11 protein-coding genes are annotated in these 11863 nt (G+C 58.9%); 9 read left to right on the top strand and 2 right to left on the bottom strand.

Annotated features, from left to right (window positions below; genetic code table 11):
• Positions 1–102: 102 nt before the first annotated feature.
• Entirely contained in the window at positions 103–789 is a 687-nt protein-coding gene (locus tag AC2TDJ_RS08795; protein ID WP_298389996.1) for a response regulator transcription factor, read from the top strand.
• 183 nt (positions 790–972) lie between these two features.
• On the opposite strand, the gene AC2TDJ_RS08790 is transcribed toward AC2TDJ_RS08795, so the two are convergent.
• Complete coding sequence (locus AC2TDJ_RS08790) at positions 973–1668, bottom strand: carboxymuconolactone decarboxylase family protein (protein WP_480841262.1); 696 nt, start codon at positions 1666–1668, stop codon at positions 973–975.
• Positions 1669–1752: 84 nt separating this feature from the next.
• Between AC2TDJ_RS08790 and AC2TDJ_RS08785 the strand changes: the two genes are divergently transcribed.
• From AC2TDJ_RS08785 to AC2TDJ_RS08770, 4 genes are all read left to right on the top strand, one after another.
• Positions 1753–2541: an exodeoxyribonuclease III gene (locus AC2TDJ_RS08785; protein ID WP_480841260.1), complete on the top strand. Its 789-nt coding sequence runs from the start codon at positions 1753–1755 to the stop codon at positions 2539–2541.
• 87 nt (positions 2542–2628) lie between these two features.
• Positions 2629–3546, top strand: coding sequence for a thioredoxin (gene trxA, locus AC2TDJ_RS08780; protein WP_480841258.1), 918 nt, complete (start codon positions 2629–2631; stop codon positions 3544–3546).
• A 27-nt stretch (positions 3547–3573) separates the two neighbouring features.
• Positions 3574–4215 (top strand): LON peptidase substrate-binding domain-containing protein, encoded by a 642-nt coding sequence (locus AC2TDJ_RS08775; protein ID WP_480841256.1) that lies wholly within the window; start codon positions 3574–3576, stop codon positions 4213–4215.
• Positions 4212–4397 carry a Trm112 family protein gene (locus tag AC2TDJ_RS08770; RefSeq protein ID WP_480841254.1) on the top strand — a complete coding sequence of 62 codons (186 nt, stop codon included), beginning with the start codon at positions 4212–4214 and terminating at the stop codon, positions 4395–4397. Before AC2TDJ_RS08775 ends, AC2TDJ_RS08770 begins: the two co-directional genes overlap by 4 nt.
• Here the strand turns inward: AC2TDJ_RS08770 and AC2TDJ_RS08765 are convergent.
• Positions 4394–5620, bottom strand: coding sequence for an FAD-dependent monooxygenase (locus AC2TDJ_RS08765; RefSeq protein WP_480841252.1), 1227 nt, complete (start codon positions 5618–5620; stop codon positions 4394–4396). The genes AC2TDJ_RS08770 and AC2TDJ_RS08765 overlap by 4 nt on opposite strands.
• Positions 5621–5708: 88 nt before the next feature.
• Here AC2TDJ_RS08765 and AC2TDJ_RS08760 point away from each other — a divergent pair, with 88 nt between their 5' ends.
• The 4 genes from AC2TDJ_RS08760 (at position 5709) to AC2TDJ_RS08745 (ending at position 11861) form a co-directional block, all read left to right on the top strand.
• Positions 5709–7037 carry an amidase gene (locus AC2TDJ_RS08760; protein ID WP_480841250.1) on the top strand — a complete coding sequence of 443 codons (1329 nt, stop codon included), beginning with the start codon at positions 5709–5711 and terminating at the stop codon, positions 7035–7037.
• A 109-nt stretch (positions 7038–7146) separates the two neighbouring features.
• Entirely contained in the window at positions 7147–8328 is a 1182-nt protein-coding gene (locus tag AC2TDJ_RS08755; RefSeq protein WP_480841248.1) for an aminotransferase class I/II-fold pyridoxal phosphate-dependent enzyme, read from the top strand.
• A 14-nt stretch (positions 8329–8342) separates the two neighbouring features.
• Positions 8343–11225, top strand: coding sequence for a DNA translocase FtsK (locus tag AC2TDJ_RS08750; protein WP_480841246.1), 2883 nt, complete (start codon positions 8343–8345; stop codon positions 11223–11225).
• 39 nt (positions 11226–11264) lie between these two features.
• Complete coding sequence (locus tag AC2TDJ_RS08745) at positions 11265–11861, top strand: LolA family protein (RefSeq protein WP_480841244.1); 597 nt, start codon at positions 11265–11267, stop codon at positions 11859–11861.
• The last annotated feature ends 2 nt before the right edge of the window (positions 11862–11863 follow it).

Below are 11863 nucleotides of genomic sequence, written 5' to 3'. Positions count from 1 at the left end.
ATTTCCTGCGTGTCGGACACGAGGGCGTGAGACGGTTGCAGCAAATCTTGCCGATTGCATCTTTCGCACGCAAGTGATGGAAAAGGGTTAGGAGGACCGTATATGGCTCAGCTCAAGAAAATCCTGCTGGTGGATGACGACGAAGACCTGCGCGAGGCGCTCAGCGAGCAACTTGTAATGACCGAAGATTTCGATGTGTTCGAAGCCTCGGATGGTCAATCCGCGATGGAGCGGGCGCGCGAGGCGATCTATGATCTGGTGATCCTGGATGTTGGCCTGCCGGATACAGACGGTCGTGAGCTGTGCCGTCTGATGCGAAAACAGGGGGTCAAAAGCCCGGTACTGATGCTGACCGGTCATGACAGTGACGCAGACACGATTCTGGGCCTCGACGCCGGTGCAAATGACTATGTCACCAAGCCATTCAAATTCCCGGTTCTTCTCGCCCGCATCCGCGCCCAGCTGCGCCAGCACGAACAATCGGAAGATGCGGTCTTTGTTCTTGGCCCCTACACGTTCAAGCCGGCCATGAAGATGCTGATGACCGAGGATGACCGTAAGATTCGCCTGACCGAGAAAGAGACGAACATCCTCAAGTTCCTGTACCGTTCAACCGACGGCGTTGTGGCCCGCGATGTCCTGCTGCACGAGGTTTGGGGATATAACGCAGGGGTTACAACCCACACACTGGAAACACATATCTACCGCCTGCGTCAGAAAATCGAGCCGGATCCGTCGAATGCTCGCCTTTTGGTCACAGAATCCGGCGGATATCGCCTTGTGTCTTGACGGGCGGTGGATTGACTTGGATCAAAGTGATACCCTGTAGGCATATTTAGATTACTCCCAACCCGTGCATGTCCGGGTCATGACATGTACCTCCCTGTTGGACTGCCGGGCCGAATGGCCCGGCTTTTTTTGGGTTGGTGGGACCTGGGTGGTGGCTAAGGGTCCGAAGCAGATACTATGAAGCTAGACTTCCAAGCCGTTTTTACGCCCGAAATCGGTATAGAAAGTCTCGCTGCGACATCGCGACAGAGTCTCTTCGCTTGCATCCCTTGGATCGTTTCCCGTTGCCGCAACACCTGTGCCTTCGATGAAGCGGTTCACGAGATTGAAAACGCCACAGACCTGAATTGCATCGAAAAGCGCCTGCTCAGACCATCCCGCACTATAAACTACTTCGGCGTCCCTTTCGGTCATCCGAGACGGGCTGAGGGTCAACGTCTCAACATAGGCAAGGATGGGTTTGAGTTTTGGGTCGACAGGTGCCGAGTCGCGGTCGTCCATCAGCGCCTCAATTGTCTCGACGTCGATCCCGTATGCTTTAGCGAAAACGGTATGTGCGTCGTGACAATAGGAGCAAGAATTCAAACCGGAAACGTAAGCCGCAATCAGTTCGCGCTCTGCAATCGAGAGTTCGCTCTCGCCGCGCATTACTAGGCTTTCATACTCGCACCAGGGAGCGAGCTTTTCAGGAAAGGCCTGAATGACATCTCCAAGCGAAGAGTTTTCCGGAAGGGAAGGAAACAAGCGTTTCACTAGAAGTTCTCCATAGGCAAGGCAATTAGTCAGGCCTGCAAGCAGCCTTCTTTGCTTTACCACATTCCGCACTTGATGAACCAAAAGGTGATAATCCGCATCGTCCGGGCATTCGACATTCAGCAAATCAAGCCCTTAGGCAGTCTTTTCTCATGGCACCCAGTGCGGTGTCACGCTAACCTCTGGCCAATCGCGACAGAGGAATCCCATATGCCCTTCACCCTTGCTACCTGGAACATCAATTCGGTCCGCCTGCGCGAGCCTATCGTGCTGAAATTGCTGCAGGAAGAGGCTCCGGATGTGTTGTGCCTGCAAGAGTGCAAGTCACCGGTCGAAAAGATACCGACCGAAGGGTTCGCCGCACTTGGTTACACGCACATGATCGCACGCGGGCAGAAAGGGTATAACGGCGTTGCCATCCTGTCGCGACTTCCGCTGGAGGAAGTGGGAGACAAGGATTTTGCCGGGCTCGGCCATGCGCGCCACATCGCCGGGCGGTTGGAGAACGGCGTGGTGATCCACAATTTCTATGTCCCGGCCGGCGGCGATGTGCCTGATCGTGAAGTGAATGAGAAGTTTGGTCAGAAACTCGACTACCTCACCGACATGCGTGACTGGTTTCACGCGGAAAGGCCGGACAACTCCATTCTCGTCGGCGATCTGAACATCGCGCCGCGTGAAGATGACGTGTGGTCTCACAAGCAGTTGCTCAAGGTTGTGTCTCACACGCCTATTGAGGTCGAGCATCTGGCCGAAACGCAGGATGCGGGCGGTTGGGTAGATATCACGCGAAAGGATATTCCCGAAGGGAAACTCTATAGCTGGTGGTCCTATCGCGCCCGCGATTGGGATGCTGCGGACAAGGGGCGGCGGCTGGATCATATCTGGGCCACGCCGGATATTTCGAATGCAGGGCATTCCAGCCGCATCTTGCGCGCGGCGCGCGGGTGGGAGAAACCCAGCGATCACGCGCCGGTTTTTGCGACTTTTGACCTGTGATCGGGCAATAAACCCGCGATTCTGCCCTTGGTTTCTGCGCCGGGCAGTTGCATATAAGGCGCGAAAACGAACCTGAGAGTGAATGCCATGGATCTTCTGAACGGCGCGGACAACGCCCCAGCCACCGATCTGATCAAGGACGGAACCGAGGCCACCTTTATGGCCGACGTGGTTGAGGCCTCGCAGGACACCCCGGTGATTGTCGACTTCTGGGCGCCGTGGTGCGGCCCCTGCAAGACACTGGGCCCGCTGCTGGAAGAGGCCGTGACCGCCGCTAAGGGTGCGGTCAAAATGGTCAAGATCAATGTGGACGAGGCTCAGATGATCGCCGCGCAAATGCGCGTTCAGTCAATCCCAACGGTCTATGCCTTCCATAAGGGTCAGCCCGTTGACGGGTTCCAGGGCGCAGTTCCTGGGTCCGAGATCAAGGCGTTCGTCGATCGCGTTATCGAGGCGGCGGGCGGTGAAAGCCCGGGCGGGCAACTGGATGACGCTGTGCAGGCCGCCGAAGAGATGCTGAGCGAAGGCGCGGCGGTGGACGCCGCCCAGACTTTTGCAGCCATTCTGGGCGAAGAACCCAATCACGCGGGGGCCTACGGCGGGCTGGTGCGCGCCCATATCGCTTCGGGTGATCTGGATCAGGCCGAGGCGATCCTGAACGGAGCCCCTGCGGAGATTTCGACTTCGGCCGAACTCGAAGCGGCGCATGCTCAGCTGGAACTGGCGAAACAGGCCGCAGATGCGGGTCCGGTCGGTGATCTGACCGCAGCGGTTGAGGCCGATCCGGACAACCATCAGGCCCGCTTTGATCTGGCGCAGGCGCTGCACGCGAACGGTAATGTAGAGGAGGCTGTGGCCCAGCTACTGGAACTGTTCCGCCGGGATCGCGAGTGGAACGACGGCGCGGCCAAAACGCAGTTGTTCACGATCTTTGACGCGCTCAAACCCAATGACCCGATTGTATTGAATGGCCGGCGCAAACTCAGCTCGATGATATTTGCCTAAATTCCGATCAGGGCTACACTCGGGTATATGATGCATCCTGCTGACCTGCCGGAAACGATCTCTGTTTTCCCGTTGCCGGGGGCATTGCTGCTGCCGCGTGCACGTCTGCCCCTGCACATTTTCGAACCGCGTTACCTGCAAATGCTGGATGACGCGTTGAAAACGCAGGAACGGTTGATTGGCATGGTCCAGCCCAACCCGTGCCAGAGCAACGGTGACAAACTGCATCAAATTGGGTGCGCCGGTCGTGTGACGCAGTTTTCGGAAACCGAAGATGGCCGCTATCTGATCACTTTGACGGGCATCTCGCGGTTTCGGGTGAAAGCGGAAGTTGACAGCTTCACGCCATACCGGCGGTGCACAGTGTCGTGGGGCGGGTTCGACCGGGATTTGGGCAAGGCCGAGGTCGACGAAGGGTTCAACCGCAACAACTTTCTGACCTTGCTGGAAAAATTCTTCTCGTCTCGACAGTTGTCGACCGACTGGGACACAATGAAAGATGCGGATGACGAATTGCTGGTTAATTCCTTGTCGATGCTTTTGGACTTTGACCCTGAAGACAAACAGGCCCTGCTTGAGGCGCCGTGCCTGAGCACAAGGCGTGAAACACTTGTGACACTGATCGAGTTTGCCATGCGCGGCGGCTCAAACGAGGAAAAACTGCAATGAGCGAACAGGACCACGCCTTCGACCGCCACATGCTTGAGGCTCTGATCTGTCCCCAGACCCATACGACCTTGCACTACGATGCCGAGCGGCAGGAGCTGGTGTCCAGGGCGGCTGGCCTGGCCTTCCCGATCCGCAATGGCATTCCGGTTATGCTGGTGGATGAAGCCCGCGAACTGGATTAAATTGCGCGGCCCTGCAGCAGTTTTGGCAAATCCCCGGTCAGGCCTGCGGCTTCGCGTACGAAGCCACGACGCAGGCCGGGAAGTGACCCGACGATCCCCATACCGATGTCGCGCCCAAGGCGCAGCAAGGGATTGTCGTTTGAAAACAGCTTGTTGAATACATCCGTCGCCAATGCAAGCGAGGCGGTGTCGAACCTGCGCCATTCCTGATAGCGCTCCAGCACGAGCGTCGAGCCGATATCCTCGCCCCGGCGTCCCGCCAGTGTCAGAACCTCGGCAAGTGCCCCCACATCGCGCAGTCCTGCATTCAGACCTTGACCGGCAATCGGGTGCATCCCGTGCGCAGCGTCGCCGACCAGGGCCAGGCGATCGGAAATGAAAGAATTGGCAATGGTCAGGTTCAGCGGATAAGTGAACCTGTCGCCCTGAAGCCTGATATCACCCAGAAAATCGCCGAACCGGGGCCGTAGAACCTGCAGGTACTCGGACTCGGGCAAAGCGTTGATGCGATTGGCGGTTTCGGTCCGTTCGCTCCAGACGATCGAGCTGCGGTTGCCCGTCAATGGCAAAATCGCCAGCGGGCCGGGTGGCATGAAAAACTGGTGCGCAACTCCGTCATGCGGCAATTCATGCTCGATGGCACAGACCAGCGCCGTCTGACCGTAATCCCATCCGGTCCGCTTGATCCCCGCGCGTTGGGCTGTGCCGCTGTGGCGCCCGTCGCAGCCTACCAGCACACCGCCAGTTACCGTCGCGCCGTCATTCAGGGTCAAAGTAGCACCGGACGCGTCGATATCCTGCGATACCACTGTTTGTCCGCTGAGTTGGGTAATGTTCGGTTCCTCGGCCATGGCCTCAAGAAACGCGCGACGCAGGTGGCGATCTTCGACCATATAGCCCATCGGGCCCTCTTCGATCTCGGCATGGTCGAAATGCATAAAAAACGGCGATGGCCCGGCGCCGGCGTGGCCGTCCGTCACCTTGATCTCGAGCATCGGCTGGGCGTGTTCCGAAACCCGATCCCAGATGCCAATCGCGTCCAAAAGCCGTTTCGAGGCCAGCGCCAGCGCATAGGCTCGCCCGTCAAATGCGGCGTTCTTGCGCACTTTCTCTGCCAGCGCATCAATGACAGTGACCGTGTGGCCGGTCTGCGCCAAAGCCAGAGCCAGAGCAGGGCCGTTCAGCCCGCCCCCAACGATCAGGATATCGGAAGCCTTTGTCATGACCCGCAATATGCGCCCCCTTTCGGGATTGTCCATGTGCGGTCCTGTCGCTACCGTCCGGTAAAGCAGGTTTCCAGAGGGGGGCAGGATGCAGGACTGGCTGACCATGACCGCATGTGATTTGGGTCGGGGCATCGGGATGGGACAGATTGATCCGGTTGATCTGACGGAAACCTATCTTTCCGCCATTGATGCGCATCCGCACAAAGACCGGATCTATGCGCGCGTCACCCACGACCGGGCCCGGGCCGAGGCGCATGCGGCGCAGGAAAGGGCCAGGCTGGGCCTGCGCCGGTCCTTGCTGGATGGTGTGCCAATCAGTTGGAAGGATCTGTTTGATTCCGCTGGAGTCGGGACCGAAGCGGGCTCGGCCCTGTTGAAAGGGCGGGTGCCGGACGCGGATGCACGGGTGCTGCGCAACGCCACGGCGATGGGGACAGTGTGCCTGGGCAAAACGCATATGAGCGAGCTGGCTTTTTCCGGTCTTGGGCTGAATCCGATCACCGAAACCCCGCCTTGTATTCATGACGAGGCCGCAGTTCCCGGTGGTTCGTCTTCGGGGGCCGGCGCGTCGGTGGCCTGGGGACTGGCAGCGTGTGGGATCGGTTCAGACACCGGCGGTTCGGTGCGTATTCCCGCGGCCTGGAATGATCTGGTCGGTTTGAAGACGACGTTCGGGCGTCTGAGCCTCGAAGGTGTTGTGCCTCTGTGCCTGAGATTTGACACCATCGGCCCATTGGCGCGGTCGGTCGAGGACGCCGCGCATATGTTGGCGCTGCTCGAAGGGGGGTCCCCGGTCGACCTGAGAGGCGCGACGCTCAAAGGTCGCCGTTTCGCCGACTTGCAGAACATCGCCAAGGACGATCTGCGTGACGTGCCGCGTAAGGCACACGAAGACGCCCTGCGAAAATTGACGGAAGCAGGTGCCGAAATTGTGCCTTTGGAGGTGCCGGAACTGAATGATGCGATGGGGTTGTCGGGACTTCTCTACACAACCGAGGCCTACGGGTTGTGGCGAGATGTGATCGAGGCCAATCCCGATGCGATGTACCCGGAAATTCTTGAGCGGTTCCGCATGGGAAAAGACAACTCCGGGCCTGACTACGTGGCGGCCTGGGCCAAGCTCAAGGCCTATCGTCACGCATGGGATGCTGCCACCGTCGGATTCGATGCAGTGTTGGCCCCGACGGCCCCAATACTGCCGCCGAATCTGGATCGTCTGATGAACGATCATGAATATTATGTCACCGAGAACCTGTTGGCCCTGCGCAATACTCGGATCGGCAATCTGATGGGGCTGGCGGCACTGACCTTGCCAACCGGATCGCCAAGTTGCGGGCTGATGATGTTGGGTTTTCCGAAGTCCGAAGAGGTGCTGTTGCGGTTGGGTTCAGCCGTCGAATCCGCGTTGGCCTGAATGCCACAATCCCCTGATTCGGCACCTCTTTGTCTGGACGAAGGGGGGGCACGCCTGTAATCTGCCTGAAAACCGGGGCGTCAATGATCCCGGCATTGAGGCAGTAGTTATGAATTTTCCCGAGCGGTTTTCGAACCTACCGGCATATGCATTCCCGCGTCTGCGCGCCCTGTTGGACCATCACCAGCCGGGTGGTGAGGTCGTTCACATGACCATCGGGACGCCCATGCACGATTTCCCGGGCTGGGTGACGGATGTCATCATGGAAAATGCTGCTGATTTTCAGGGGTATCCGCCGAACGAGGGTTCGCCTGCGCTGCGTAGTGCGATCACGGACTGGATAGACCGCCGCTATGGCGTTGCGCTTGATCCGGAAACCAACGTGATGGCCCTGAACGGAACGCGTGAAGGGTTGTACAACGCCGCAATGGCGCTGTGTCCCGAGCGGAAAAATGGCGAGCAGCCAATCGTGCTGTGCCCTAACCCGTTTTATCAAGTGTACATGGTTGCCTCGATCTCGGTTAGGGCGCAGCCATTTTTCGTGCCCGCGACGGCTTCCACAGGCCATCTGCCGGACTATGCGAGCTTGCCCGAAGATGTTCTGAACCGGACGGCCGTGGCTTATATCTGCTCACCGGCCAATCCACAGGGTGCCGTCGCCTCGCGAGAGTATTGGGTTGACCTGATCCGTCTGGCCGAAAAGTACGATTTCCGCATATTCGCAGACGAATGCTATTCCGAGATCTATCGGGATGTTGCGCCTGTTGGCGTTCTGACCGTTGCGCAGGAGCTTGGGGCTGATCCCGAACGGATAACGCTGTTCAATTCACTGTCAAAGCGTTCCAACCTCGCCGGATTGCGTTCGGGCCTTATCGCGGGTGGCACGGAGTCGATCAGACGGGTCAAGCAGCTAAGGGCCTATTCCGGGGCACCGTTACCCGCACCGTTGCAGGCCGCCGCTGCCAGGGTCTGGGCGGATGAGGCGCATGTGGCCGAGAATCGTACGCTCTACCAGGAAAAATACTCTATCGCGGACAATGTTTTTGCTGGCGTTCAGGGCTACATGCCGCCCGAAGCCGGATTTTTCCTGTGGCTGCCGGTCGACAACGGCGAGGAAGCCGCATTGAAGCTGTGGCAGGAAACCGGTGTTCGGGTTCTGCCGGGTGCATATCTTTCTCAAGGCGATCCGGGACAGAACCCGGGCGAAGCATTTATCAGGGTCGCGATGGTGGCCCCAAAAACAGAGTTGCAGCGCGGGCTTATGACACTCCGCGACTGCATCTATTCGTGAGGTACGAGGGCAAAATGGCATCATTGAACGCGCGCAAACGCGATCCTTTGTTGGACAGCACCACGCAGGCGGCCATCGAACGGCGCAGCAAGGAACTGATCGGGATCGCTCTGATCCTGCTGGGATTTGCAGCAGCGGCGATGATCTGGTCGTACACGCCGGATGATCCGAACTGGATGGTGTCCACGGACGCGCCGGTGCAGAACTGGATGGGGCGGATCGGGGCTTCGATCGCCGCGCCACTGTTCATGATCGTCGGTTGGGGCAGCTGGAGCATTGCCCTGGTACTGGTTGGCTGGGGCGTGCGATTTGCCGGCCACTTCGGCGAGGATCGGGCCGTCGCCCGCCTGATCTTTGCCCCGATCTGGATCGCGATCGTATCGGTTTATGCCGCAACGCTTGTACCCGGTGATGCATGGCGCGCCACACACAGTTTTGGATTGGGTGGCCTGTTTGGTGACACGGTCATGGGGGCGTTGCTGACGCTGCTGCCGATTTCGTCCCATTTCATGGTCAAGCTGATGTCACTGGCGATGGCGGCGGGGATGCTGGCACTGGGTATTTTTGTGCTGGGCTTCACCAAGGCCGATGTGCGCAAAGGGTTCCGCGCCTTTCTTCTGGGTCTTGTCATGGCCTATGACATGTTGATGAACATGTTGGGCCGCGGTGCCGCTGCCACTGCACAGGCGGCCCGTGACCGGCGCGTGCAATGGGATGAGCGCAAGGCAGCCCGGGCTGAATCAGCGGACGCAGTATTTGACGACGAACTGGCCTACGCCGATCCGATTTTGGAAGAACCAGAGCCCGAGCCGCAGAAAACCGGTTTGCTGGCGCGGATGCCGGCGTTGATCCGGCGTCCCGAGCCCATGCCCGAACCCGAGTTGGTCGAACCTGACCCGGTAGAAGGGTTTTATGATATGCCGGGCGAGGACCGCATCCGCTCGAAGATTTCCGCGGCCGTGCGCAATCGCAAGGTGGCAACTGGGGAAATGACACCCGAGCCGGACCCAAATCTGCCGCTGACCAAGGGGCGCGGCAGGGGACCGGACCCACTTATCCTGAACGCAGGACAGGCCGGAGATCTACCGCCCGAACCACCGCTGACTGCTGGTAGTGTTCCGGAATGGCAGGAACCGGCAGGCCATGAATATGTACCTGAGCCTCATTCCCTTCAGGACTATCAAACCGAGTCCGATTTTGAGGATGAGGCTGTTTTCGAGGATGCTCAGGCACCTGAGGCGACGCCGCGACAGGCTATGAAAATCCCTGTGGCCGAACCCCGCAAGCCTGTTGTGGCGCAACCCGTGCGCCGTGCGCCGCCACCGTCGCGCCGCGCTCAGGCCGAGGCCCAACCGACGCTATCCTTCGAAGAGCGGCATTCTGATTTTGAACTGCCGCCATTGGGCTTGTTGGCAAACCCTACCAGCATCCAGCGCCATCATCTGAGCGACGAAGCGCTCGAGGAAAACGCGCGGATGCTGGAGAATGTGCTGGATGATTACGGCGTGAAGGGCGAGATTGTCAGCGTGCGACCCGGCCCCGTCGTCACCATGTACGAACTGGAGCCCGCTCCGGGCTTAAAAGCCAGCCGCGTGATCGGTTTGGCCGACGATATCGCCCGGTCGATGTCGGCGCTTTCTGCGCGGGTCTCTACCCTGCCGGGACGGTCGGTGATCGGGATTGAATTGCCGAACGAGAACCGCGAGATGGTGGTGCTGCGTGAAATCCTTGCCAGCCGCGACTTTGGCGACGGCAACCACGCACTGCCACTGGCGCTGGGCAAGGATATCGGCGGTGAGTCTGTCGTGGCGAACCTGGCCAAGATGCCTCACCTGTTGATCGCGGGCACGACCGGGTCCGGTAAATCGGTGGCGATCAACACGATGATCCTGTCGTTGCTATACAAGCTAACGCCGGATGAGTGCCGTCTGATCATGATCGATCCCAAGATGCTGGAACTGTCGGTCTATGACGGCATCCCGCATCTGCTGTCGCCCGTTGTGACCGACCCGAAAAAGGCGGTTGTGGCCCTGAAATGGGTCGTGGGCGAGATGGAAGACCGCTATCGCAAAATGTCCAAGATGGGCGTGCGCAATATCGCCGGTTACAATGGTCGTGTGAAGGATGCGCTGGCCAAGGGCGAGCTGTTCAGCCGCACGGTGCAGACCGGGTTCGACGATGAAACCGGCGAGCCGATGTTCGAGACCGAGGAATTCGCCCCCGAAGCGATGCCCTATATTGTCGTCATCGTCGACGAAATGGCTGACCTTATGATGGTCGCAGGCAAGGAAATCGAGGCGTGCATCCAACGCCTCGCACAGATGGCGCGGGCCTCGGGTATCCACCTGATCATGGCGACGCAACGCCCGTCGGTCGACGTGATCACCGGTACGATCAAGGCGAACTTCCCAACCCGGATTTCGTTCCAGGTGACCTCGAAAGTCGACAGCCGCACCATTCTGGGTGAAATGGGTGCCGAGCAACTGCTGGGGCAGGGTGACATGCTCTATATGGCCGGTGGGGCCAAGATCACCCGTTGCCACGGTCCGTTTGTCTCGGATGAGGAGGTCGAGGAAGTCGTCAACCACCTGAAACAGTTCGGTCCGCCGGATTATGTGGGTAGCGTGCTGGACGGCCCGGCCGAAGAGAAGGCCGACAATATCGACGCCGTTCTGGGTCTGAACACCGGTGGCAACACCAATGGAGAGGACGCGCTTTATGATCAGGCAGTGGCAATTGTGATCAAGGATCGCAAATGCTCGACCTCGTACATTCAGCGGAAACTCGCCATTGGCTACAACAAAGCGGCGCGGCTTGTTGAGCAAATGGAGGACGAAGGTGTTGTTTCGGCGGCAAATCATGTCGGAAAACGCGAAATCCTCGTACCCGAGCAATAGGATATTTAATAACAAGGGCAGAGCGCATATCTGTGACGCATGAAACAGATTGCCCTTGCCCTTGTTCTGACACTTGCCGCGCCCGCGGCCTGGGCGGCTGACAAGCTGCCGCTGTCGGAAATCTCAAAATATCTGAACCAGCTGAAAACGGTTCAGACCACGTTCACCCAGGTGAATGATGATGGCTCGCTGAGCACTGGAAAGCTGTGGTTGCAGCGGCCGGGCAAAATGCGGTTTGAATATGACCCGCCTAACAGTGCCGTTGTCCTGGCGCGTGCGGGCACGGTTCAGATATTTGACCCAAAATCCAACCAGCCGCCCGAGCAATATCCATTGCGGCGGACACCGCTGTCACTGGTTCTGGCCCGTAACGTTGATCTGGGCCAGGCCAACATGGTTGTGGGTCACGATTTCGACGGGACCGCGACTGTCGTCACGGCACAGGACCCGAAAAACCCTGAAAGCGGCAGGATCGAGCTGATGTTCACCAGCGATCCCGTCGAATTGCGAAAATGGGTGATCCATGACAACGCAGGCAGTCAGACGACAGTTCTGTTGGGCCCGCTGACGGAAAGCGGCAGTCTGGATCAGAACCTGTTCTCTAACAGAGCGCGAAGCGGATCAGCGAACCGCTGATC

The sequence above is a fragment of the Ruegeria sp. HKCCD6647-2 genome (assembly GCF_057221075.1).
Note: the sequence above shows the minus strand (reverse complement) of the source record. Positions and strands in the feature narration are given on the sequence as shown.